The sequence below is a fragment of the Streptomyces flavusporus genome (assembly GCF_046267975.1).
GTDB lineage: Bacteria > Actinomycetota > Actinomycetes > Streptomycetales > Streptomycetaceae > Streptomyces > Streptomyces flavusporus.
In genome coordinates this window covers 6,623,313-6,647,360 of sequence record NZ_CP176503.1, presented here as the reverse complement: position 1 = coordinate 6,647,360, position 24,048 = coordinate 6,623,313, and the positions used below count along the sequence as shown (strand labels likewise).

Below are 24,048 nucleotides of genomic sequence, written 5' to 3'. Positions count from 1 at the left end.
CCACACGGCCAGGTACCATGAGCAGTGCGCGTCGCGAGAGCCAAGCACGTGCAACTTCCTTGTCTTTCGGGGCAACCGGGCTGGTTCCAACCCGGCTGGTGTTGATCGGGTAAGACTCGGACCTTCGCTGAGGGACTGAGCGCCGTGAGTCAGGAATCCCCCTGCCTTTGGGCTGGGGGAGGGTTCAATTGCCCTCCGGCCAGCAGTTTGGATCGCCGACGGTGATGTCCTTGCCGTCGGTGGTCCGGCCCTGGCAGTCGACGCTCGCGGACGGGGTCGAGCCGGTCCTGTTGCCGAAGTCGGCGGTGCAGCTGAGCCATTGGACGTCGGCCTTCTGCCGCTCCAGCTCCCGCGTCACGAGCTCGTCGGTCGTGTAGGCCACCGTCACCGAGCTCATGGCACCCGGTTCGCAGGCCACGATCCCGCCCACGCCGACCACCACGGCCCCCGCCACAGCCATCACCCGCGTCCCGCGCGGCCGCCCCCGAATCCACCGCAATGCCCCCATGGACGGCAGCCTGCCACTGCCCCGGCCGTCGCGGTAGAGCACATACGGCCACTTGGTGCCCTCGGTGGTCAGCCGCGCAGCAGCAGCCACTCCTGCAGTTCCACCAGGTTCCCCTCCGGGTCCTTGAGGTGGGCGGCCCGCATGCGGTCCGTCATGGGCGCCGGGCCGTGCAGGAGGGTCGCGCCGCGTGCGGTGATGCGCTCGCAGTAGCCGTCCAGGTCGTCGACGCGCAGCACGACCAGCGAGCGGTGCCCGGTCGCCGTGTCGCCCAGCTCCCCCAGGACGCCGGCCATCATGGCGCGGTCCTGGAGGGCGATGCCCGCCGATCCGGTGGCGGGACTGAACTTCTCGTACGGCCCCTCGGTGGCGCCCGACTGCGGCTTGAGGCCGAGGACGTCGGCGTAGAAGTGGTAGCAGGCGGCGAAGTCGCCGACCAGCAGCCTCACTTGGGCGAGTTCCATGACGTCCTCCCTCACCTGGGTCAGGACCAGCGTCCGGTGCGGCCGAGGAGCAGCGCGGCCGCGGCCGTACCGGCGGTCGAGGTGCGCAGCACGGTCGGCCCGAGGCGGTAGGCCTTCGCGCCCGCCTCCTCGAACAGCGCCAACTCCTCGGGGGAGACGCCGCCTTCGGGCCCGACGACCAGCACGATCTCTCCGTCGGCGGGCAGTTCGGCGGCGGCGAGCGGCTCGTCGCCGCTCTCGTGCAGTACGGCGGCGAAGTCGGCCCCGGCCAGCAGCGCGGCGACCTGCTTGCTCGTCGCCGCCTCCCCGACCTCCGGGAAGCGCACCCTCCGGGACTGCTTGCCGGCCTCGCGAGCCGTGGCCCGCCACTTCGACAGCGCCTTGGCTCCGCGCTCGCCCTTCCACTGGGTGATGCAGCGGGCGGCCGCCCACGGCACGATCGCGTCGACGCCGACCTCGGTCATCGTCTCCACGGCCAGCTCGCCACGGTCGCCCTTGGGGAGGGCCTGGACGACGGTGATACGGGGGGACTCCTCCGGTTCCTCGCGCACCGCGTGCAGCTGCACGACCAGCCGGTCCTTGCCCTCGGCGGCCTTGACGACCCCTTCCGCCCAGTGGCCGCGTCCGTCGGTGAGGACGACGTCCTCACCGGGCCGCAGCCTCTTGACGGAGACGGCGTGCCGCCCCTCGGGGCCGTCGAGCACGAACTCGGGCCCGTTGTCGTCGAGCCGGTCCACCACGAAGACGGGCGCGGTCATCCGGCACCGCCCCAGGAGGACAACGCTGTCCTGGCGGCGTCGAGTTCGGCGGCCAGCACCTCCACCAGCTGCCCGGCCGGCAGCTCGCGCGCCATCCGGTGGCCCTGCCCCGCCCACAGCGCCATGCCCTGCGCGTCGCCCGCCTTGGCGGCCGCCTTGCGCAGCGGGGAGGTGAGGTGGTGGATCTCCGGGTAGGCGGCGGGGGCGTACGGGCCGTGTTCCCGCATGAAGCGGTTGACGAGCCCGCGGGCGGGCCGCCCGGAGAAGGCGCGGGTGAGTGCCGTACGGACGAAGAGGGGGTTGGTCAGCGCCTGCTTGTGCACGGCGCTGGCGCCGGACTCGGGCGTGGCGAGGAAGGCGGTGCCCAGCTGGGCGGCGCTCGCGCCCGCAGCGAGGGCGGCGGCGATCTGGCTGCCGCGCATGATGCCGCCGGCGGCGACGAGGGGAAGTCCGACGGCCTCGCGGACCTGGACGATCAGGGAGAGCAGGCCGAGAGCTGAGCCGTCGTTCTCGGGGATGTCCCGATGAGTGCCCTGGTGGCCGCCGGCCTCGACGCCCTGGACGATCACGGCGTCGGCGCCGGCCCGCTCGACGGCGCGGGCCTCGTCGGGCGTGGTGGCGGTGACCAGGGTGAGGGTTCCGGCGCGGCGCAGGGCGTCCAGGACCTCGCGGCTGGGGCAGCCGAAGTGGAAGGAGACCACCGGCACGGGGTTGTCGAGCAGCACCGCGAGCTTGGCGTCGTAGCCGTCGTCCCGCCCGCTGTCCGGGTCGCCGAGCTCGGCCTCGTACCAGGCGGCCTCGCCGGCCAGCTGGTGGGCGTAGACGTCCACGGCGGCGGCAGAAGGGGGCGCGGCGCCAGCCGCTCCGGTGGAGCCGGTGCTTGCACCGGGGTACTCGGGCTGCGGCATGAACAGGTTCACGCCGAAGGGACGGCCGGTGAGTCCCCGCAGCTGCTTGATCTCCTGGTACATGCCGTCGGCCGTCTTGTACCCGGCGGCCAGAAACCCGAGCCCGCCCGCCTCGGACACGGCAGCCGCAAGCTGCGGCACGGAGACGCCGCCCGCCATGGGGGCCTGCACGATCGGAAGCGGGAAGAGATCGGTCAGTGCGGAGGACATGACGGCATGTTGTCACGTCCTCCGAACAAGTCCGAATCCGGCCGTCCGTCTGGCATATACCGGGGGCACGCCGAGGGGATCCCGGCGGTCACCGCCCGTTGAAGGCATCCTTCAACCGCGAGAACAGCCCCTGCTGCCCCGGCTGGAACTGCCCCTGAGGCCGCTCCTCGCCGCGCAGTTTGGCCAGCTCCCGCAGGAGCCGCTCCTGCTCGGGGTCGAGCTTCGTCGGGGTCTGGACCTCGACGTGGACGACCAGGTCGCCGCGCCCGCCGCCGCGCAGGTGCGTGACGCCCCGCCCGTGCAGGGGGATCGACTGGCCGGACTGGGTGCCGGGGCGGATGTCGACCTCCTCCATGCCGTCGAGGGTCTCCAGCGGCACCTTCGTACCGAGGGCCGCCGCCGTCATCGGGATCGTGACCGTGCAGTGCAGGTCGTCGCCGCGACGCTGGAAGGTCGGGTGCGGCAGCTCGTGGATCTCGACGTACAGGTCACCGGCCGGACCGCCACCGGGGCCGACCTCGCCCTCGCCGGCGAGCTGGATCCGCGTGCCGTTGTCGACACCGGCCGGGATCTTCACCGTCAGCGTCCGACGCGACCGCACCCGGCCGTCACCCGCGCACTCCGGGCACGGGTTGGGCACCACGGTGCCGAAGCCCTGGCACTGCGGACATGGCCGGGAGGTCATGACCTGCCCCAGGAACGATCGCGTGACCTGCGACACCTCACCGCGACCGCGGCACATGTCACACGTCTGGGCGGAGGTCCCCGGTGCCGCGCCCTCACCACTGCACGTGGCGCACACGATGGCCGTGTCGACCTGGATGTCCTTCGTCGTACCGAAGGCCGCCTCGTCCAGCTCGACCTCGATACGGATCATCGCGTCCTGGCCCCGGCGCGTACGCGAGCGCGGCCCGCGCTGCGACGCCGTACCGAAGAACGCGTCCATGATGTCCGAGAAGTTCCCGAAGCCGCCCGCGCCGAAGCCGCCGGCGCCCGCGCCGCCGCTCTGCGAGAGCGGGTCGCCGCCGAGGTCGTAGACCTGCTTCTTCTGCGGGTCCGACAGCACCTCGTAAGCGGCGTTGATCTCCTTGAACCGCTCCTGGGTCTTCGGATCGGGGTTGACGTCCGGGTGCAGCTCGCGAGCGAGCCGCCGGAAGGCCTTCTTGATCTCTTCCTGCGACGCGTCGCGGCGCACGCCGAGAACGGCGTAGTAATCCGTGGCCACTTACGACTCCGCCAGGATCTGTCCGACGTACCGTGCCACTGCGCGTACCGCTCCCATCGTTCCCGGGTAATCCATGCGGGTCGGTCCGACCACGCCGAGCTTGGCAACTGCCTCGCCGCCCGAACCGTAGCCGACCGACACCACCGACGTGGAGTTGAGTCCCTCATGGGCGTTCTCGTGCCCGATGCGCACGGTCATGCCCGAATCCTTCGCCTCACCAAGCAGCTTGAGGAGCACGACCTGCTCCTCCAGCGCCTCCAGCACCGGCCGGATGGTGAGGGGGAAGTCATGTCCGAAGCGGGTCAGATTGGCGGTGCCGCCGATCATCAGCCGCTCCTCGGTCTGTTCGACGAGCGTTTCCAGGAGGGTGGAGAGTACCGTCTGGACCGTGCCGCGGTCCTCGACTTCGAAGGCCTCCGGCAGATCCTGCACCAACTGCGGCACGTCCGTGAAACGCCGGCCCGCGACCCTGCTGTTGAGCCGGGCCCGCAGATCCGCCAGGGACGACTCGCCGAACGGTGCCGGGCAGTCGACCATACGCTGCTCCACCCGGCCCGTGTCCGTGATCAGGACCAGCATCACGCGCGCGGGCGCCAGCGACAGCAGCTCCACGTGCCGCACCGTGGACCGGGTCAGCGACGGATACTGCACCACCGCGACCTGCCGCGTGAGCTGCGCGAGCAGCCGCACGGTCCGGGCCACCACATCGTCGAGATCGACGGCGCCGTCGAGGAAGTTCTGGATCGCGCGCCGCTCCGGCGCGGTCAGCGGCTTGACCTCGGCCAGCTTGTCGACGAAGAGCCGGTAGCCCTTGTCCGTCGGGATGCGCCCGGCGCTGGTGTGCGGCTGGGCGATGTACCCCTCGTCCTCCAGGGCCGCCATGTCGTTGCGGACGGTCGCCGGGGAGACGCCGAGGCTGTGCCGCTCCGTGAGGGCCTTGGAGCCGACCGGCTCCTCGGTGCCGACGTAGTCCTGGACGATGGCGCGCAGCACCTGAAGCCGTCGTTCACTGAGCATGGCGCACACCTCCAGCACGTCGTCCCCTTGGCGCTCCCCTTGGCACTCGTCGCATGCGAGTGCCAGCCTTACCCGGCCCAGTGTACGGCCGTCGGGTACGGCCCGGGCAAGGCCGGTCCTGCGAGGTCGTGGCATGCGGGCGCCTACAGCTAGCGTCGCCGTATGACGGTGACTTGGGAAGAGCTCGGGTGGGAGCGGCTGGCGGCCGGTGTCGGCCGGTGCCGCCTGCCCGGCTGGGACTGCACGGTGGGGCTGGTGGTCGGCCGGGGCGCGGCGCTGCTGATCGACGCCGGGTCGAGCCTTGCGGAGGGGGCCCGGCTGCGGGTGGAGGCGGAGGAGCTCGCCGGGCACCGTGTGACCCATCTCGCGCTCACCCATCCCCACTTCGACCATGTCTTCGGCGCGGCCGCGTTCGCGGGTGCGGAGGTGTTCGGTGCGGTCGGTGTGGACGCCGTGCTCGGCGGGCGGCGCGGCCGCGAGGAACTGCGCGCGGACGCCGTCCACAACGGCCTCGACGCGGATACGGCGCAGGAGGCGGCCGACACCCTGGTGCCGCCCCGGCATCATGTCAGCGGCGAGTGGACCCTCGACCTGGGCCCTGACCGCCAGGTCCTGCTGGCCAACGTGGGCCCGGCCCACACGGCCCACGATCTGGTGGTGCTGGTCCCGGGGGACCCGGAGGTGGTCTTCTGCGGTGACCTGGTCGAGGAGTCCGGCGAACCGCAGGCGGGCCCCGACGCCGTACCGTCCCACTGGCCCGCCGCCCTGGACCACCTGCTCGACCTCGGCGGCGCGGACGCGCTGTACGTGCCCGGACACGGAGCGGTGGTGGACGCGGCGTTCGTACGGCGGCAGCGCGACGCCCTGGCGACGCGTTTCGGCGTGTCATAGGCACCGCCCGCCGGCTTCTCCTATCGTCATCCGAATGCGCCAGTACTCTCCGGACCTGACCCCGCCGTGGAAGAAGCCCAAGCCCGTCCCGGAGGTCCTTGCCGAACCCGGCCTGGTGGTCGAGGAGCCCGGCACCGGATTCTGCGGCGCGGTGATCCGCTGCGAGGCGGGCACGGTCACCCTCGAGGACCGCTTCGGCAAGCACCGGGTGTTTCCGCTGGAGCCACGCGGGTTCCTGCTGGAGGGGCGGGTGGTGACGCTGGTGAGGCCTGCTTCCGGTCCGGTGCGCCCCACCCGTACGGCATCCGGTTCGGTCGCCGTCCCCGGCGCACGCGCGCGTGTCGCCCGAGCCGGGCGTATCTACGTGGAGGGCCGGCACGACGCCGAGCTGGTCGAGAAGGTCTGGGGCGACGACCTGCGCATCGAGGGCGTCGTCGTGGAGTACCTGGAGGGCATCGACGACCTGCCGTCGATCGTCGGCGCCTTCGCCCCCGGCCCCGACGCCCGGCTCGGCGTCCTGGTGGACCACCTGGTGCTGGGCACGAAGGAGTGGCGTATCGCGGAGGCGGTGACAAGCGATCATGCGCTCGTCGTCGGCCACCCGTACATCGACATCTGGCAGGCGGTGAAGCCGTCGTCGCTGGGGATCGCCGAGTGGCCGCGCGTCCCGCACGGGCAGAACTGGAAGACGGGGGTGTGCCGGGCACTGGGGTGGCCCGAAAACACCGGGGCGGCCTGGCAGGGGATTCTGGGGCGGGTGCGGTCTTACAAGGATCTGGAGCCGGAGCTGTTGGGGCGGGTGGAGGAGTTGATCGACTTCGTTACGGCAGGCGGTGACGTCGGACTCCGGTGAGGGTTCCGAATTCGCTCGTGTCCAGTTCCACCCCGAGCGATTCGAGCAGCACCGGGTCGCCGAATTTCGTGATCCACTGCCCGCGGTAGTCGGCTTGGTCCCCTTCACCGATGGGGTCGGTGAGCAGAACGCAGTGCGCCACGATCGGGTCGATGATCAGGTAGGCAGGGATTTTGCCTGCCGCGTAGATGGAGCGCTTGATCCCGTAGTCCCGGTCTACGCTCGTTTTGGAGACCACCTCAACCACCAACGTGATCAACTGGGACGGCAGCAGACGACCTGAGCGCGGAGCCACACCGCGTTCCAGCACCAACAGGTCCGGCACAGACTCGCTGGCCTCGTCGATGATGTCCACATCGGTTGTCTGGAGCCGTTCCCAGCGCTTCCGCGGGATCTGGTCCTGCACGTCCGCCACGATCCGGTTGTGTACCAGATCGGGAGTGGCCATCATCACGATTTCCCCCCGGAGAAGCTCAACCTTGATGCCCTCGGGAGGCTCGAACTCCTCGAAGAACCGGGTCATCCCACGCTCGTCCACAGCGGTCATCTCCGTGGCCCTCCACATCCGCCGCGTACTTTTGGCGGCAGCCTACGAACCAGGTTAGGGACCGAACCGGCGTTCCGCACCGATTCACCCGCCGGAGTGATCAGTCCACGAGGTCCCTGACCACCGCATCCGCCAGCAACCGCCCCCGCAGCGTCAGCACCGCGCGTCCCTCCTCGTACGGCCCCGCCTCCAGCAGCCCGTCCGCCAGCGCGCGCCGCGAAGCCGCAAGCCCCTCCTCCCGCAGGAGCTCCAGCGGCGCCCCCTCCCGCAACCGCAGCTCCAGCAGGATCCGCTCCACCCGTCGGTCCTCGTCCGACAGCAGCTCGCGCCCGGCCCCCGGTGACCGCGCCGCCGCCAGCGCCGCCGCGTACGCACCCGGATGCTTCACGTTCCACCAGCGCACCCCGCCGACGTGCGAATGCGCTCCCGGTCCCGCGCCCCACCAGTCGGCACCCCGCCAGTACAGCTCGTTGTGCAGGCAGCGTGCGGATTCCGAGGTGGCCCAGTTGGACACCTCGTACCAGTCGAAACCGGCTGCCGACAGCCGCTCCTCCGCGATCAGGTACCGGTCGGCGTGGACGTCGTCGTCCGTCATCGGGATCTCCCCGCGGCGGATGCGACGCGCCAGCTGCGTGCCCTCCTCGACGATCAGGGCGTACGCGCTGATGTGATCCGGCCCCGCACCCAGCGCCGCATCCAACGACGCCCGCCAGTCGTCGTCCGACTCGCCCGGCGTGCCGTAGATCAGATCCAGGTTGACGTGCTCGAAGCCCGCCACGCGGGCCTCCGCGACGCAGGCTTCCGGGCGGCCCGGGGTGTGCGTGCGGTCCAGGACCTTCAGCACGTGCTGCCTGGCGCTCTGCATGCCGAAGGAGACCCGGTTGAAGCCGCCGTCCCGGAGCTTGGCGAGATACGCCGGGTCGACCGACTCCGGATTCGCCTCCGTCGTGACCTCCGCGTCCGCCGCCAGCCCGAACTCGTCCCGGATCGCCCCCAGCATCCGTACGAGATCGTCCGCGGCCAGCAGCGTGGGCGTACCGCCTCCGACGAAGACCGTACGGACCTCGCGCGGATCGTCGCCGAGGACCTTGCGGGCGAGCCGGATCTCGTCGATCAACGTGTCCGCGTAGTTGTCGCGGGACGCCAGCACCCCGCCCGTGCCGCGCAGCTCGGTCGCCGTGTAGGTGTTGAAGTCGCAGTAGCCGCAGCGGGTCGCGCAGTACGGGACGTGCAGGTAGAACCCGAGGGGGCGGTTCGCGGCCCCGGCGAGCGCGGGCGCGGGCAGCGCGCCGTCGTCGGGGACGGGCTCGCCGTCGGGGAGTGCGGAAGGCATGTCCTCCATTGTCCAGCACCCGAATGACGTACTACTCCGCCTGCAGGACCAGCAGGGCCAGGTCGTCCTCCGGCGGGCGCCCGCCGAACTCCTGCACCAGCCGATTGATCCGCTCCGCGATCAGCTCGGCGCTCAGCCCCGCGCAGCCGGCCAGCGCCGTCGCCAGCCCGTCCCCGTCGTCGAACTGGCGGGAGCCGCAGCGCCGCTCGGTCACGCCGTCCGTGACGCACAGCAGGGTGTCACCGGGCCGCAGCTCGAACGTCTCACTCGTGTACGTCTCGTCCTCGACGACCCCGAGGAGGGTCTGCGGCTGCGCGGCCGTACGGACGTCGCCGTCGGACCCGAGGAGCAGCGGCAGGGGGTGTCCGGCGGAGGCGAGGGTGCAGCGGACGCCGCCGTCGAAGGGGGCCAGCTCACCGTAGAGGAGGGACAGGAAGCGGGTCTGCGGGCCGTCGCCGGGGCCGACCGGGCCCACCAGGGCGCGGGCGGCCGCGTCCGCAGCTTCCGTGGCGTCGTCGAGGAGAAGCTGGTTGAGGCGGTCGAGGACATCGGCGACGCGGTAGCCCTCGCGGGCCAGCAGCCGCAGCCAGGGGCGGGCCAGGCCGATGACGACGGCGGCCTCGGGGCCCTTGCCCTGGACGTCGCCGACGGCGAAGCACCAGCGGCCGTCGCCGGCCGGGAACAGGTCGTAGAAATCGCCGCTCGGTCCGCCCTTGTCGCAGGGCTCGTAGACGAGGGCACTGCGCACGCCGGGGATCTCGGCGACGGCGCCGGGCAGCAGTCCGCGCTGGAGCACGGCACTGATGGTGGCCTGCCGGGCGTACTGCCGGGCCGCGCCGATGGCGAGCGCCACGCGGCGGCTGAGGTCCTCGACGAGCCCGGTGATCTCGTCCGGGAACCGCGCGACGCCGACCCGCCCGATGACGAGCGTGCCGAGCGGCCGCCCACCGGCGACCAGCCGATACGCCAGGGCGGCCCCCTCGGCTCCGCGGCCTTCCTCGCCGGCCTGCGCACCTCCTGCGCCGGACGCCGCGGCACCAGAGGCGACGTCCCGCCCGCCGGGCGCACGGCTGTCGGCCTGCGTGCCGCGCACGCCATCGATGTCGATCGCCTCACCAGCGGCAGCCGCCCCGCGGACGCCCTCGACGCCGGGCGCCTCACCAGCGGCAGCCGCCCCGCGGACCCCGAAGCCCTCTCCAGGCCACGGATAAGCCACCGGCCCCGCCGATAACCCGTCCGACGGACGCGGCGGTTCCTGCTCCAGGCACCGGCGGAGTTCCTCGATGCGTTCCTCGCTGCTGTGCCAGACCCGGGCCAGCCGCGGCCCGGGTGCCCCGGTGCCGTCGCTCCAACCACCCCGGCCGCCCAGCGCCTCGTCCTCCAGCCACACCGCGCACCAGTCGGCCAGCCGCGGCACGATCAGCTGGCCGGTGAGCGCGGCGACGAGGTCCTCGTCGAGCTGTCCGGCGAGCAGGTCGGAGGCCTCGGCGAGGAAGGACAGCGCGCCCCGGCCCAGCCAGTCCCGGTCCCGCTCGGACCGATGGGGCTCGGGTGCGAGGAGCTCGGCGCCCAGGAAGCCGGCGCGCTCGGCGGCATACGCCTCGGCGTCCGCGCTCCCTTCGGCCGGCACCCGCGCCCACACCGTCTTGGCGCCCCGGCGATAGGTGACGCCCCAGGCATCGGACAGCGCGGAGACGAGACGCAGTCCACGGCCGTACTCCGCCGCCTCGTACGCCGCTTCGCTCTCCCCGTCGCGCGGCGCACGCGAGGGGTGGTGGTCGCAGACCTCCACGACGACGGCGCCCGACTCGGGCTGCAGGCAGCAGGCCAGCTCGACGTCGGTGCCGGCGTGCACGACGGCGTTCGTGACGAGCTCGCTGACGACGACCATGGCGTCATGGGCCAGCCGGTCGGTCAGCCGGTCCGCGCCGGGCAGGCCGAGGCCCGCCCACTGCTGGAACGCCACCCGCAGCAGACCGCGCGCGGCACCCGGCGCGAGCGGGCCACCGTGGAGGGTCGCGCGCATCCGTGCGGCGTCCTGCGGCCCACCCGCGTACGCCGACGGGTCAAAGGCGTGCGCAGGCACATCAGAGGCAAGGGAAACGGTCTCCCGCTGCGCCGGAATGGCCCCCATCTACAGCTCCCCGAGCAGTTCGGACGAATACGCCTCGATCGTTGCCGACAGGGTGACAGATGGGGCACGCCCATAAGCGTGGAGTTATCGAAGTGGGCCGCCATGGGCGAGAACCGTGCTACGGGCGTGTTCGAAGCCGGACAGTTTCGAGCACTGTCCGGACCCGAAGCGACTTCTCGGAGGTCCCGGACATCAGGGGCGCGGGGAACTGCGCGACCAGCCCCCCACGCGCCCGCAGCCGCAAGCGGCCCTCTATGCCTCCCGCGTCCCCGCGTACATCTCATCGAGCAGATGCTGGTACTCCCGCTCGACAACCGGCCGCTTCAGCTTCAGGCTCGGCGTGATCTCGCCGTGCTCCACGTCCAGGTCCCGCGGCAGCAGCCGGAACTTCTTGACCGTCTGCCACCGCTGAAGCCCGGCGTTGAGCTGCCGCACGTACCCGTCGATCATCTCGACCGTGGCCGGCGCGGCCACGACCTCGGCGTACGACTTGCCCTCCAGCCCGTTCTCCTTGGCCCACTGCAGGATCGACGGCTCGTCGAGCGCGATCAGCGCAGTGCAGAAGTTCCGGTCCGCACCGTGCACGAGGATGTTGGAGACGTACGGACACACCGACTTGAACGAGCCCTCGATCTCGGTCGGCGCGACGTACTTGCCGCCCGAGGTCTTGAACAGGTCCTTCTTCCGGTCGGTGATCCGCAGATACCCGTCGGGCGACAGCTCGCCGATGTCACCGGTGTGGAACCAGCCGTCGGCCTCCAGCACCTCGGCGGTCTTCTCGGGCAGCCCGTGGTAGCCCTCCATGATTCCGGGCCCGCGCAGCAGGATCTCGCCGTCCTCCGCGATGCGGACCTCCGTGCCGGGCAGCGGCTTGCCGACCGTGCCCGTCCGGTAGGCCTCGCCGGGGTTGCAGAAGGACGCCGCGGAGGACTCCGTCAGCCCGTAGCCCTCCAGGATGTGGATGCCGGCGCCGGAGAAGAAGAAGCCGATCTCCGGGGCCAGCGCGACCGACCCCGACACACACGCCCGCAGCTGCCCGCCGAAGGCCTCCCGCAGCTTGGAGTAGACGAGCGCGTCGGCGACCTTGTGCTTGGCGCCGAGCCCGAAGGGGACGGACGCGGTGCCGGTGCGGCGGAAGTTGTCCTGGGCGACCTTGGCGTACTCGCGGGCGACACCGGCCGCCCACTGGAAGATCTTGTACTTGGCGGGGCCGCCGGCCCGGGCCTTCGCGGCGACACCGTTGTAGACCTTCTCGAAGATGCGGGGCACGGCCGCCATGTACGTCGGCTGCACCACCGGCAGATTCTCGATGATCTTGTCGACCCGCCCGTCGACCGCGGTGACGTGCCCGACCTCGATCTGCCCGGAGGTGAGCACCTTGCCGAAGACATGCGCGAGCGGCAGCCACAGGTACTGCACGTCCTCCGCGCTGATCAGCCCGGTCGCGGCGATCGCCTTCGCCATGTACGACCAGTTGTCGTGCGGGAGGCGGACACCCTTGGGCCGGCCGGTGGTGCCGGAGGTGTAGATCAGGGTGGCCAGCTGGTCCTTGGTGATCGCGCCGACCCGCTCCTTGATCAGGTCGGGGTCCTTCTCCAGCCGGGCCGCGCCCCGGGCCTCCAGGTCGGCGAGGCTGAGCACCCAGTCGCCGGTCTGAACGCCGTCGGCGTCGATGACGACGACATGCGTGAGCTCGGGCAGCTCGGCGCGCTTCTCCTGCGCCTTGGCCAGCTGCTCGGCGTTCTCCGCGACGAGGACCCGGCTGCCGGAGTCGGCGAGGATGAACGCCGACTCGTCGGCGTTGGTCTGCGGGTAGATCGTGGTGGTGGCCGCGCCCGCGCACATGATGCCGAGGTCGGCGAGGATCCACTCGAGCCGGGTGGCGGAGGCCAGGGCGACCCGCTGCTCCGGCTGGACGCCCAGCTCGATCAGCCCGGCGGCGATCGCGTAGACCCGCTCGGCGGTCTGTCCCCAGCTCAGCGACTTCCAGTCGTCCGGCCCCTGGCCGGAGGCCGGCGGGACCGGGTAGCGGTATGCCTCGGCATCCGGTGTGGCCGCCACGCGCTCCAGGAAGAGGCCCGCGACGGACGGCGGACGGTTCTCGATCAAAGTCTGTGTGTCGCTCACGACATCCTCCGGGGCCCGCGACAGTGCGGCTGGCTCAGGGCGGCATGCGCCTTCGGTGCGGCAGTTTTCACTCGCGCGCTGTTGTTTAACTCGCGAGTAACTATCGAGCAGGGATCAGGGTAGAGGCCGACCGGCCACTGCGTAAGACTCCGCGCTTTGTCACTTCCTCCAGAAGGACGGCCGTATGCATGCCACAGGGGCCCGCCGTCGCGTACGGCAGGCCCCTGTTGCGCACGATTTGCGAAGTATCCGTTTGTTACCCGCGGTTACTTCTTGCCCTTGGCCGATCCCGCGCTGTCATCGCTGGACAGCACCGCGATGAAGGCCTCCTGCGGAACCTCCACGGAACCCACCATCTTCATCCGCTTCTTGCCTTCCTTCTGCTTCTCCAGCAGCTTCCGCTTACGGGAGATGTCACCGCCGTAGCACTTGGCGAGGACGTCCTTGCGGATGGCGCGGATGGTTTCGCGGGCGATCACCCGGGAACCGATGGCGGCCTGGATCGGCACCTCGAACGCCTGCCGGGGGATCAGCTCACGCAGCTTGGCGACGAGGCGCACACCGTACGCGTATGCCGCGTCCTTGTGGGTGATCGCGGAGAAGGCGTCGACCTTGTCGCCGTGCAGCAGGATGTCAACCTTGACCAGGCTGGAGGTCTGCTCGCCGGTGGGCTCGTAGTCGAGCGAGGCGTAGCCGCGGGTCTTGGACTTCAGCTGGTCGAAGAAGTCGAAGACGATCTCGGCGAGGGGGAGGGTGTACCGGATCTCGACCCGGTCCTCCGACAGGTAGTCCATGCCGAGCAGGACACCGCGCCGGGTCTGGCACAGCTCCATGATCGATCCGATGAACTCGCTCGGCGCCAGGATCGTCGCCCGTACGACCGGCTCGTACACCTCCCCGATCTTCCCTTCGGGGAACTCGCTCGGGTTGGTGACCGTGTGCTCGCTGCCGTCCTCCATGACGACGCGATAGACCACGTTCGGCGCGGTGGCGATGAGGTCGAGCCCGAACTCACGCTCGAGCCGCTCGCGGATGACGTCGAGGTGCAGCAGCCCGAGGAAGCCGACACGGAAGCCGAAGCCCAGCGCGGCGGAGGTCTCCGGCTCGTAGACGAGCGCCGCGTCGTTGAGCTGGAGCTTGTCGAGGGCGTCACGCAACTCGGGGTAGTCGGACCCGTCGAGCGGATAGAGCCCCGAGAAGACCATGGGCTTGGGGTCCTTGTACCCACCCAGTGCCTCGGTGGCGCCCTTGACCTGGCTGGTGATCGTGTCACCGACCTTGGACTGCCGGACGTCCTTCACACCGGTGATGAGGTAGCCCACCTCACCCACGCCCAACCCGTCCGCGGGGAGCATCTCGGGCGAGTTGGTCCCGATCTCCAGCAGCTCGTGCGTGGCGCCGGTGGACATCATCCGGATCCGCTCGCGCTTGTTGAGCTGCCCGTCGATGACACGGACGTAGGTGACGACACCCCGGTAGGAGTCGTAGACCGAGTCGAAGATCATGGCGCGGGCGGGCGCGTCCTTGACGCCGACCGGCGCCGGAACCTCGGCGACGACCTTGTCGAGCAGCGCGTCCACGCCGACACCGGTCTTCGCGGAGACCCGCAGCACGTCGTCCGGGTCGCACCCGACAAGGTTGGCCAGCTCTTCCGCGAACTTCTCGGGCTGAGCGGCGGGCAGATCGATCTTGTTCAGCACAGGAATGATCGCGAGGTCGTTCTCCATCGCCAGGTACAGGTTGGCGAGGGTCTGCGCCTCGATGCCCTGGGCGGCGTCGACGAGGAGGATGGTCCCCTCGCAGGCGGCGAGCGACCGCGAGACCTCGTACGTGAAGTCGACGTGCCCCGGGGTGTCGATCATGTTGAGGATGTGCGTGTTGCCGGGGTCGTGGGTGGGAGCCCACGGCAGCCGCACCGCCTGGGACTTGATCGTGATGCCGCGCTCGCGCTCGATGTCCATCCGGTCGAGGTACTGAGCACGCATCTGCCGCTGCTCGACCACACCGGTCAGCTGAAGCATCCGGTCGGCGAGCGTGGACTTGCCGTGGTCGATGTGCGCGATGATGCAGAAATTGCGGATCAGAGCCGGGGCGGTACGGCTCGGCTCGGGCACATTGTTAGGGGTCGCGGGCACGCAGGGTCCTGATTCTTGAGGTATCCGCAGGTAACGGTCTCGGGTCGGATCGATACGTAGTCTCCATGGTCCCACGGGCCGGGACCGGCGACCGGTTTGGGCCACCAAGAGGGCCGCTGGTAGCCTGGGTGGCTGTGCCTCATGCCCTCTCAGCGCGAGGCGCACCCCAAGAAAATCACCGGTGCGGGTCCCGTGCGGCCTCGTGCCAGAACCTGAAAAGGCTCATTCGTGGCGAACATCAAGTCCCAGATCAAGCGGATCAAGACCAACGAGAAGGCTCGGCTGCGCAACAAGGCCGTCAAGTCCTCCCTGAAGACCGCGATCCGCAAGGCCCGTGAGGCTGCTGCCGCGGGTGACGTCGAGAAGGCCACCGAGTACCAGCGCGCTGCCGCGCGTCAGCTCGACAAGGCCGTCTCCAAGGGCGTCATCCACAAGAACCAGGCCGCCAACAAGAAGTCGGCGCTGGCTTCCAAGGTCGCTGCCCTCAAGGGCTGAACCTCTCATCTGGTCTGATCGCCGGCAGGACCCAGAGCGGGCCCTCTCTCATCCGCTCCCGACCGGCACCCCGAGTCCGTACGCGGCCTGCGTTCGCCACGCGGGTACGGGCTCACCAGCTTGAACCGAAGGCCCCGGCACCTCGCTCTTCCCCAGAGCGGACGCCGGGGCCTTCGGTGTGAGCGGGCCGATGCGCGGTCACGACCAGAAGTCGTTGCCCTTGTCGATGTCCGCGACGCACTCGTCGAGATCGCTCATCTTGTCTCCGACGATCCGGAAGACGATCGCTCCGTCCTCGTCGAGGCGCTTGCCCTGGCGCTCCGCCGTGATGTGGTGCACGGCGACCGCGTGGCCCCGGCCGTCGACGAGTACGGTGCGCAGCTCGACCTGCATCGTCCCCGCCGTCTCCTGGAAGAGCCGGCCGTACATGTCGATGACCGCGTCCTGCCCCTTGAAGTCACCCGACAGGGGGTGACTGCCGGGCACATGGTGCGTGCAGTCCGACGTCATCAGCCCTCGCAGGGCGTCCATGTCACCACGCGTGAAGGCCTCGTAGCCCTTGCGGACAAGAGTTGCGTGCGGGTGCTCGGCCATACCTGATCGCCACCTTTCCTCATGTCCGGCGATGTACGGCTGATACGCCCGATTCTCCTCCGTTCACCCCGTCACTGCCGCCGGGGAACGCTGGGAACGCGGGGGAGTGCCTGGGAAAACGTCGGGGAGCTACGCCCGCCCTCTCGACCGAGCCGCCCGCGCGATCGTCACGACCGCCTTCTCCAGGGCGTACTCGGGATCGTCCCCGCCGCCCTTCACCCCGGCATCGGCCTCGGCAACCGCCCGCAGGGCGGCTGCGACCCCGTCCGGCGTCCACCCCCGCATCTGCTGCCGCACCCGGTCGATCTTCCACGGCGGCATACCCAGTTCCCGCGCGAGATCGGCCGGCCGCCCGCCGCGCGCCGAGGACAGCTTCCCGATCGCCCGCACCCCCTGCGCGAGCGCACTCGTGATCAGCACCGGCGCCACTCCGGTCGCCAGCGACCAGCGCAGTGCCTCCAGGGCCTCCGCCGCCCGCCCCTCGACCGCCCGGTCGGCGACCGTGAAGCTCGATGCCTCGGCCCGCCCGGTGTAGTACCGCCCGACCACCGCCTCGTCGATGGTCCCCTCGACGTCCGCGGTCAGCTGGGACACCGCGGACGCCAACTCCCGCAGATCGCTCCCGACGGCGTCGACGAGCGCCTGGCAGGCCTCGGGCGTGGCCGACCGCCCGAGCGCACGGAACTCACCTCTGACGAAGGCCAGCCGGTCCGCCGGCTTCGTCATCCTGGGGCAGGCCACCTCCCGCGCGCCCGCCTTGCGCGCGGCGTCCAGCAGCCCCTTGCCCTTGGCTCCGCCCGCGTGCAGCAGCACGAGGGTGATCTCCTCGGCGGGCGCCCCCAGATACGCCTTCACGTCCTTGATCGTGTCGGCGGACAGGTCCTGCGCATTGCGTACGACGACGACCTTGCGCTCCGCGAAGAGCGACGGGCTGGTCAGCTCCGCGAGCGTGCCGGGCTGCAGCTGGTCCGGTGTCAGGTCACGTACGTCCGTGTCGGCGTCGGCGGCCCTGGCGGCGGCCACCACCTCCTGCACGGCACGGTCGAGCAGGAGGTCCTCCTGGCCCACGGCAAGCGTCACCGGGGCGAGAGGATCGTCATTCGCAGTCTTCCTGGCCATCGCGACAAGCATCCCACGGGCCACTGACAACGGGGTCCACGTCAAGGGGGGCCGGCCACGCCAACCGGGTCCGCGTGGCCCGGCAGGGCTACGGTTCCTCCCGCCACCCGTCCCACTCCCCCGCGAACTCGTCCAGCTCGCCGGGATCCAGCCGCCCCTCCTCGTCCCGCAGCACGACCAGCCACTGCGCGTCCTCGGCGTCATCCTCACCGGCCAGCGCATCCCGCAGCAGCCGCGGCTCCTCGTCCAGCCCGAACCGCTCCCCGAGCGCCTGGGCCACCTCTTCCGCGGCATCGCGGTCCGGCAGCACCAGCACATGTCTAGCATCACTCACGGCAGCCATTTTCCGGCACCGCTCCCGGAATCGAACAAGCAGGTCAGCCCGCCCGGCCGGGGTGCCGCACGGCAGGCACCCGGTCCAGCTCGATCCCGAACCGCTCCCGGTACACCGCGAGCACCTCCTCGTCCCCGGCGAGCTCCCGCTCGTCGCGCTTCCCGTCGGCTGCCGTCACCTTGAGCCGCCGCCCGCTCAGCGTGATCCGCCCACCGTCCTCCGTGACCCGCGAGCAGACCAGCGACTTCCCGAAATGCGACTCCGGCGATGTGCTGTGCCACCAGGCCCCGGTCACGAAGTCCCCGAGCACCCGCGGCCGCAGATCCAGCCGGTACACGGGGCTGCCGTCCCTGACAACGTCCAGGTCGGCCGCCCCGGCCGCACCCGCCGCGCCCGGGCCGCCCCGTACGCCCGCCGCGTCCGGCCCCGCCTCGACGATCCGGAAGATCCCACCGGGATCCGTCTGTTCACGGGTCTCCTCGAAGGCCAGCGGATAGTGGAAGTGCGCACCGAACCCGACGTCGGCGAGCCACTCGCCCGCGTCGACCGTCCGCACCCGCAGCGCGAGGTGGTCGTACGGGATCCCGAGCCGCCTCCCCTCCCCGTACACGCGTCCCGCCAGCAGCGTCACGTCGTACCCCAGCGCGCCGAGCAGCGCGCCGAACGCCCCGTTCAGTTCGTAGCAGAACCCGCCGCGCCGCGCCCCCACCACCTTGTCCAACAGCCGCTTCTCCTCCAGCACGATCTCCTCGCCGAGGTGGATCGACAGGTTCTCGAAGGGCACAGTCTGCAGATGGCGCAGATGCAGCTCGCGCAGAACGTCGACGGTGGGCCAGGCCGGGTTTGCGACCCCCAGGCGGCGGAGGTAGGCATCAACCTGTGCGGAGTTCATGCCTTCAGTCTCGCGCCACGCGCAACTCCGCGCCCGCACCGACGACCGCCATCGCCCCGTCCAGATCCGTCCGCAGCACCGCCGCGCCCCCGTCCCGCAGCGCAGCGACCGTGCTGGGAGCGGGATGTCCGTAGGCGTTGTCCGCACCGCAGGAGATCAGCGCCAGTCGCGGGGCCGCCCGGCGTATCAGGTCAGGGTCCTGGTAGGCGGAGCCATGGTGGGCCACCTTGAGCACGTCCACGCCGCCCAGCACCGCGGCCGCCGGTGACCGCAACAAGGCCTGCTGGGCCGGGGGTTCGAGGTCCCCGAGCAGCAGCATCCGCAGCCCTCCCGACCGTACGAGCAGGGCGACACTGGCATCGTTCGGACCCTCCGGGGCCGGTGCCGGACGCGGCGGCGGCCACAGCACCTGCCAGGACAGGTCGCCGGTGCGCCGCTGCTCCCCCGCGAGGGCATGCCGGACCGGAATCCCCCGGGCAGCCGCCTGTCTTCTGACGAACTCCGCCTGATCCGAGGGTTCTTCGAACCCTGTCGTCTCGACCGCCCCCACCGCACGCCCCCGCAGAACGCCGGGCAGCCCGGCCACATGGTCGGCGTGGAAGTGGGTGAGGACCACGAGGGGGATCCTGGTGATGCCGAGGTCGCGCAGGCACCGGTCGACCAGCCTCGGGTCCGGGCCCGCATCCACGACGACCCCGGTTCCCTCGCCCGCCGCGAGCACCGTCGCGTCGCCCTGCCCCACGTCGCACATCGCCAGCCGCCAGCCCGGCGGCGGCCAGCCCGTGATCACCCTGGTCAGCGGCGGCGGCTGTACCACGGCCAGCGCCAGCAGCACCCCGCAGGCCGCGCACAGCCACGGGTGCCTCAGCAGCCGCCGGCCGGCGACCACGACGCCCACCGTGACCAGGGCGAGCAGTGCCGCCCCGGACCAGCTGCCCGGCCAGTCCACTCCGGCGCCGGGCAGCGCCGCCCCGGTCCGGGCGACGTCCGCGATCCACCCGGCAGGCCAACTCGCGCCCCACGCCAGCGCCTTGGCCACCGGCATCGCCACCGGCGCTGCCGCGAGTGCCGCGAAGCCCAGTACCGTGGCCGGCGCGATCGCGAACTCCGCGAGCAGGTTGCAGGGCACCGCCACCAGGCTCACCCGGGCCGACAGCACCGCGACGACCGGCGCGCAGAGCGCCTGCGCCGCGCCCGCCGCGGCCAGCGCCTCGGCGAGCCTGGGCGGCACCCGGCGCCGTTGCAGCGCGGCGCTCCAGCGAGGCGCGAGGGTGAGCAGGGCGCCGGTGGCCAGGACCGACAGCAGGAAGCCGTAACTGCGGGCCAGCCAAGGGTCGTACAGCACCAGCAGAAGCACTGCCGTGGCCAGTGCCGGGATCAGCGATCTGCGGCGACCGGTCGCCAGGGCGAGCAGTGCGACGGCTCCGCAGGCCGCGGCCCGCAGCACGCTCGGGTCGGGTCTGCACACGACCACGAAGCCCAGCGTGAGCGCTCCGCCGAGCACCGCGGTCGCCCGGAGCGGGATGCCGAGCCGGGGTGCGAGGCCACGGCGCTCACTGCGCTGCGCCAGACCGGGCGGCCCCAGGAGCAGGGCGAGAATGATCGTGAGGTTGCTCCCGGAAACGGCGAGTGTGTGCGCGAGGTCGGTCTCCTTGAAGGCCTCGTCCAGCTCCGGTGTGATCCGCGAGGTGTCCCCGACGACCAGCCCCGGCAGCAGCGCACGCGCGTCCGCCGGCAGCCCGTCGGTGGCCTCCCGCAGCCCCTGACGCAACCGCCCCGCGAACCGTTGTGCCCCCGACGGCTCCCCCACCACCTCGGGCACCGGCTGATCCCGGATCCGCAGCACCGCCGCGATCCGGTCGCCGCCCACCGCAGCGGGCGCCAGCCGCCCGGTCACCCTGACCCGCGTGGAGGGCAGCAGCTTGAGCCACTCACGCCCGGCACCCCACTCGGCGTCGACGATCACCAGTACCGGTGTCCGCGTCACCGTCCTCGCCCCTGGCGTCACCTCCACGCCTCGCACCTGCGCGTTCAGCAGCACGGAGGCCGGAGCCAGGCGATTTCCCGTGACGCGGGGCCGGGTCAGCCGGGGATCGGAGGTGACCTCCACCTCGGCGGACACCCAGGCGGACTGCCGCGCCAGCCCCGGCACCGGCCCTCGGCGCAGGTCCGCCCCGTGCAGCCCGGCCGACGCTGCAGCCGCGGCGACACAGAGCAGCACGGCGGCGACCGGGACACGCGGCCGCGGCCGCTCGACCGCCGGACCTCGGTCTCTGCCGCCCCATCGGCCTCTTTCACCCCTTCCGACCCGCCGCCGGAGCAGCAGCCCACCGGCCACGACCAGGCAGGTGACCACGACCCCGGTGAGCAGTCCGGGCGCGGCATGCAGCGCCAACGCCGCGGTCGCCCACGCCGCGAGGGCGGGCGGTACGAGGCGGAGGTCCGTCGGGCCCTCCTGCCGCGGGTGGGCGGCTCCCAGCCGCTTGCCGGAGGCAGCGTGCACGGCTCGGCGGGCGACGGGAGGAAGCTCCTGCTCCTGCCTCATGGCCGTACCAGATCCCGCAGGTCGGCGAACCGTCGCTCGCCGATGCCGTTGACCTCCCGCAGCTCGTCCACCGAGCGGAAGCCGCCGGCTTGCGTGCGGTAGTCGATGATGTGCTGCGCGAGCACGGGGCCGACGCCGGGCAGCGTGTCGAGCTGTTCCACCGTGGCGGTGTTCAGGGAGACGGGTCCCGCTGGGGCCCCGGGTGCTGCTCCGGCGGGTGCTCCGGCGGGGGCACCCGGTGCCGACACGGGTGGGGGTCCGCCGACGACCACTTGCTCACCGTCCATGAGGAGGCGTGCGCGGTTGAGGCCGTCGATGTCCGTGCCGGGACGCACCCCACCGGCCGCGCGCAGTGCGTCGGCGACCCGCGAACCGGCCGGCAGCCGGTGAATCCCGGGTTCGCGCACCTTTCCGCTGACGTCCACCACGATCTCGGCAACGGGCGTGCCGGTGGCGCCGGCCACGTCTGGCGGCGAGCCCGACGCGGCAGGCCCGGCCTCCTGAACTCCGTACGGAGCCGCCGCCTTGACCACCTCGGGCGCCTGCACGGACTGTGTCCGCCCGGTCCAGAAGTGCTGCACGGCGAAGCCGGCGGCGACGACGAACACCACGGTGAGCGCGAGCACGCTCCGCCGCTCCAGGCCACACCTCGCCTGCAACCACAGCGGCATCCGCTCCCGCACGGCAAGCCCGGCCCGCTCCCGCCAGGACCCGGCCCCCGCCCCGACAGGTGCAGTTGACGTCTCCTCGCCACCGGGGTTCGCCTCCGGCCCACTGGCCTCCCCAGAACTTAACCGCCCCTCAGCCGGAGGCCCCGCCCCCGACTCCCGCCATTCCCCGGCCCGTTCGGCGAAGAGCACCTCGGCTCGTCGACGGAGTTCCTCTGCAGACGCATGCCGACTGCGGCTCCGGCCCCGCGCCGGTGGACGGCGATGGTGATGGCGATGACGATGGAGGGTACGGCCGTCGGAGGCGGGACCTCGGCCCGGTCCGCTGGTGACGGATGCTGCGCGAGTGCGTGATCGAAGTGCCATGCGACGAGGATCCGGCACTGCCGCACCCTCGCGGTGATCTTGCTCAATTCCCGGGGACTACCGCCCAGTTGTGGAAAACCTCGCCACCCACACGAGTGAACACAGCGTGCCGACGCCCCTCACCGCGGCGACACCACAACGCCCAGCAACCCGGGCCCCGTATGCGCCCCGATCACCGCCCCCACCTCACTCACATGCAGGTCGGCCAGCCCCGGAACCCGCGCCCGCAAGCGGTCCGCCAGGGCCGACGCGCGGTCGGCCGCGGCGAGATGGTGGACGGCGATGTCGACCTGTGCACCACCCGCCCGCTCGGCGGCGATCTCCTCCAGCCGGGCGATCGCCTTCGACGCCGTGCGGACCTTTTCCAGGAGTTCGATACGGCCGCCGTTCAGCTGGAGCAGCGGCTTCACGGCGAGCGCGGAGCCGAAGAGCGCCTGCGCGGTGCCGATCCGGCCGCCACGGCGCAGATAGTCGAGGGTGTCGACATAGAAGTAGGCGGACGTTCCGGCGGCCCGTTTCTCCGCGGCCGTGACCGCCTCGTCCACCGTGCCGCCCGCGTCCGCCGCCTCGGCCGCGGCCAGCGCGCAGAAGCCGAGCGCCATCGCGATCATTCCGGTGTCCACCACGCGCACCGGCACCGGAGCCTCACGCGCCGCCAGGACCGCCGCGTCGTAGGTGCCGGACAGTTCGGCGGACAGGTGCAGGGAGACGATGCCGGTGGCGCCGGCCTCGGCGACCTTGCGGTAGGTCTCGGCGAAGAGTTGGGGGCTGGGGCGTGAGGTGGTGACAGGGCGTCGCTTCTGCAACGCCTGGGCCAGGGAGCGGGTCGAGATCTCGGTGCCCTCCTCGAGGGCCCGGTCACCGAGGACCACGGTCAGCGGCACCGCGGTGATGCCATGGCGCTCCATCGTCCGTGGCGGCAGGTAGGCCGTTGAATCGGTGACGATCGCGACATGGCGGGACATGAGCTGGAGGTTACCTGGCGTAGCGCCCGGGCGGCAGCCCGGCCCTCTCACCTGTGCCGGGGCCGGACTCGGCTCGCCACGGAAACGCGGGCAAGCGGGAGGTTCAGGTCGTGCTCTCGGGGCGGGGCTTCTTCTGCCAGGGGTAGGTGGGGCGCGGGCCCGGCGGGGTGATGGCGGGGCGCGTCGGTTCCTCGGCGGTGTTCGGCTGCGGGGTTTCCTGCCGGGTCTGCTGGGGCGCCGCCGCGTCGGCCGCCGGTGCCTCCGGCCACGGGGGCGGCGTCGCCGAGGTGTCGGAGGTGGTCCAGTGCCGCAGGGCGCCGGCCTCGACGTCGATCTGTGTGCTCAGGGAGTCCAGGTCGTCGTCCGCGAAGCGGTGGGCCCGGTCGCGGGCGGCCCAGCGCAGTGAGTCGGCCGACCGTGTGATGCGCTCGGTGCGCTCGCGCAGCGTGGGCAGCCGCTCGGTGAGCGTCGCCCGGTCCGGTTCTGACTCCAGGCGCCTGAGTTCGTCGTCCAGTTCGTGTCCGTGCGCGCTGAGCCGCTGGAAGAGACCGAGGGCCTCCTTCAGGGATTCGTCCTCGGCCGCACCCGCGTGCAGCGCGTCCTGGGTGGCCCGCATCGACGTCCGCAGCGACAGCCGCAGCTGGGCGATCTCGCCCGCCGGGCCGGGCTGGGCGAAGGACTTGGCTCGCAGCGTGTGGTCCTCGACGGTGCGGCGGGCCTGCGTGATGGTGCGGTCCACACCGCGCTTGGCGGCGCCGACGACCTTCACGGTGGCGTAGGCGCCGAGCACCACAAAGAGCACGAAGAGAAGGGCGAACACTGCGAACACTGCTTCCACGATGCTCCTCCTCCGACCCCGCCGCGGCAGGCACCGCGTCGCTCTTCAACGGTAAACGAGGCGGGCAGGCCCGGAGTTCCAGAAGAACCCCGAACCTGCCCGAACAGAACCCCGAACCTCCCCGC

22 protein-coding genes are annotated in these 24,048 nt (G+C 71.5%); 3 read left to right on the top strand and 19 right to left on the bottom strand.

All coding sequences use genetic code 11. From position 1 onward, the window contains the following. Positions 1 to 184: 184 nt before the first annotated feature. The 6 genes from ACKTSN_RS31380 to hrcA all read right to left on the bottom strand — a co-directional run bounded on the left by ACKTSN_RS31380 (position 185) and on the right by hrcA (position 5,087). Entirely contained in the window at positions 185 to 598 is a 414-nt protein-coding gene (locus ACKTSN_RS31380) for a hypothetical protein (RefSeq protein WP_409472185.1), read from the bottom strand. Further along, entirely contained in the window at positions 577 to 969 is a 393-nt protein-coding gene (locus ACKTSN_RS31375; RefSeq protein WP_409472184.1) for a VOC family protein, read from the bottom strand. The genes ACKTSN_RS31380 and ACKTSN_RS31375 overlap by 22 nt, the downstream gene beginning before the upstream one ends. Positions 970 to 989: 20 nt before the next feature. Continuing rightward, positions 990 to 1,727 carry a 16S rRNA (uracil(1498)-N(3))-methyltransferase gene (locus ACKTSN_RS31370; protein ID WP_385513775.1) on the bottom strand — a complete coding sequence of 246 codons (738 nt, stop codon included), beginning with the start codon at positions 1,725 to 1,727 and terminating at the stop codon, positions 990 to 992. After that, entirely contained in the window at positions 1,724 to 2,845 is a 1,122-nt protein-coding gene (locus ACKTSN_RS31365) for a nitronate monooxygenase (RefSeq protein WP_409472183.1), read from the bottom strand. The genes ACKTSN_RS31370 and ACKTSN_RS31365 overlap by 4 nt, the downstream gene beginning before the upstream one ends. Positions 2,846 to 2,933: 88 nt before the next feature. Continuing rightward, complete coding sequence (dnaJ, locus tag ACKTSN_RS31360) at positions 2,934 to 4,070, bottom strand: molecular chaperone DnaJ (protein WP_365758892.1); 1,137 nt, start codon at positions 4,068 to 4,070, stop codon at positions 2,934 to 2,936. Continuing rightward, a complete protein-coding gene (hrcA, locus tag ACKTSN_RS31355) occupies positions 4,071 to 5,087 on the bottom strand; it encodes a heat-inducible transcriptional repressor HrcA (protein WP_409472182.1) in 1,017 nt (338 codons plus the stop codon). 162 nt (positions 5,088 to 5,249) lie between these two features. Here hrcA and ACKTSN_RS31350 point away from each other — a divergent pair, with 162 nt between their 5' ends. Together ACKTSN_RS31350 and ACKTSN_RS31345 are read left to right on the top strand one after the other, a co-directional pair. Continuing rightward, on the top strand, positions 5,250 to 5,978 hold the full coding sequence (locus ACKTSN_RS31350; protein ID WP_409472181.1) for an MBL fold metallo-hydrolase: 729 nt from the start codon (positions 5,250 to 5,252) through the stop codon (positions 5,976 to 5,978). A 34-nt stretch (positions 5,979 to 6,012) separates the two neighbouring features. Next, positions 6,013 to 6,831 (top strand): DUF3097 domain-containing protein, encoded by an 819-nt coding sequence (locus tag ACKTSN_RS31345; RefSeq protein ID WP_409472180.1) that lies wholly within the window; start codon positions 6,013 to 6,015, stop codon positions 6,829 to 6,831. Here ACKTSN_RS31345 and ACKTSN_RS31340 read toward each other — a convergent pair. The 5 genes from ACKTSN_RS31340 to lepA form a co-directional block, all read right to left on the bottom strand. Then, entirely contained in the window at positions 6,800 to 7,378 is a 579-nt protein-coding gene (locus ACKTSN_RS31340) for a Uma2 family endonuclease (RefSeq protein ID WP_409472179.1), read from the bottom strand. The two genes, ACKTSN_RS31345 and ACKTSN_RS31340, sit on opposite strands and share 32 nt — an antisense overlap. A 100-nt stretch (positions 7,379 to 7,478) precedes the next feature. Continuing rightward, positions 7,479 to 8,711, bottom strand: a complete 1,233-nt coding sequence (gene hemW, locus ACKTSN_RS31335) for a radical SAM family heme chaperone HemW (protein WP_409472178.1) — start codon at positions 8,709 to 8,711, stop codon at positions 7,479 to 7,481. A 31-nt stretch (positions 8,712 to 8,742) separates the two neighbouring features. Then, on the bottom strand, positions 8,743 to 10,845 hold the full coding sequence (locus ACKTSN_RS31330) for a SpoIIE family protein phosphatase (protein WP_409472177.1): 2,103 nt from the start codon (positions 10,843 to 10,845) through the stop codon (positions 8,743 to 8,745). 252 nt (positions 10,846 to 11,097) lie between these two features. After that, positions 11,098 to 12,972, bottom strand: a complete 1,875-nt coding sequence (locus ACKTSN_RS31325) for an AMP-dependent synthetase/ligase (protein WP_409472176.1) — start codon at positions 12,970 to 12,972, stop codon at positions 11,098 to 11,100. A gap of 266 nt (positions 12,973 to 13,238) precedes the next feature. After that, on the bottom strand, positions 13,239 to 15,107 hold the full coding sequence (gene lepA, locus ACKTSN_RS31320) for a translation elongation factor 4 (RefSeq protein WP_409472175.1): 1,869 nt from the start codon (positions 15,105 to 15,107) through the stop codon (positions 13,239 to 13,241). A gap of 228 nt (positions 15,108 to 15,335) precedes the next feature. Between lepA and rpsT the strand changes: the two genes are divergently transcribed. Further along, a complete protein-coding gene (rpsT, locus tag ACKTSN_RS31315) occupies positions 15,336 to 15,602 on the top strand; it encodes a 30S ribosomal protein S20 (RefSeq protein ID WP_009188551.1) in 267 nt (88 codons plus the stop codon). Between the two features lie 198 nt (positions 15,603 to 15,800). Here the strand turns inward: rpsT and ACKTSN_RS31310 are convergent, their stop codons facing one another. The 8 genes from ACKTSN_RS31310 to ACKTSN_RS31275 form a co-directional block, all read right to left on the bottom strand. Then, positions 15,801 to 16,196: a nuclear transport factor 2 family protein gene (locus ACKTSN_RS31310; protein WP_385513782.1), complete on the bottom strand. Its 396-nt coding sequence runs from the start codon at positions 16,194 to 16,196 to the stop codon at positions 15,801 to 15,803. A 129-nt stretch (positions 16,197 to 16,325) separates the two neighbouring features. Then, positions 16,326 to 17,315, bottom strand: a complete 990-nt coding sequence (holA, locus tag ACKTSN_RS31305) for a DNA polymerase III subunit delta (protein ID WP_409472174.1) — start codon at positions 17,313 to 17,315, stop codon at positions 16,326 to 16,328. An 88-nt stretch (positions 17,316 to 17,403) separates the two neighbouring features. Further along, the gene (locus tag ACKTSN_RS31300; protein ID WP_224740161.1) at positions 17,404 to 17,649 is read right to left on the bottom strand and encodes a hypothetical protein; all 246 of its coding nucleotides are present in this window, start codon (positions 17,647 to 17,649) and stop codon (positions 17,404 to 17,406) included. 43 nt (positions 17,650 to 17,692) lie between these two features. Then, on the bottom strand, positions 17,693 to 18,541 hold the full coding sequence (locus ACKTSN_RS31295) for an arylamine N-acetyltransferase family protein (RefSeq protein WP_409472173.1): 849 nt from the start codon (positions 18,539 to 18,541) through the stop codon (positions 17,693 to 17,695). Between the two features lie 4 nt (positions 18,542 to 18,545). Next, on the bottom strand, positions 18,546 to 21,086 hold the full coding sequence (locus ACKTSN_RS31290; RefSeq protein ID WP_409472172.1) for a ComEC/Rec2 family competence protein: 2,541 nt from the start codon (positions 21,084 to 21,086) through the stop codon (positions 18,546 to 18,548). Next, positions 21,083 to 22,120 carry a helix-hairpin-helix domain-containing protein gene (locus tag ACKTSN_RS31285; protein WP_409472171.1) on the bottom strand — a complete coding sequence of 346 codons (1,038 nt, stop codon included), beginning with the start codon at positions 22,118 to 22,120 and terminating at the stop codon, positions 21,083 to 21,085. The genes ACKTSN_RS31290 and ACKTSN_RS31285 overlap by 4 nt, the downstream gene beginning before the upstream one ends. A gap of 119 nt (positions 22,121 to 22,239) precedes the next feature. Continuing rightward, the gene (locus tag ACKTSN_RS31280) at positions 22,240 to 23,085 is read right to left on the bottom strand and encodes a DegV family protein (RefSeq protein ID WP_409472170.1); all 846 of its coding nucleotides are present in this window, start codon (positions 23,083 to 23,085) and stop codon (positions 22,240 to 22,242) included. 103 nt (positions 23,086 to 23,188) lie between these two features. Beyond that, positions 23,189 to 23,923 carry a hypothetical protein gene (locus ACKTSN_RS31275; protein WP_409472169.1) on the bottom strand — a complete coding sequence of 245 codons (735 nt, stop codon included), beginning with the start codon at positions 23,921 to 23,923 and terminating at the stop codon, positions 23,189 to 23,191. Positions 23,924 to 24,048 lie beyond the last annotated feature (125 nt).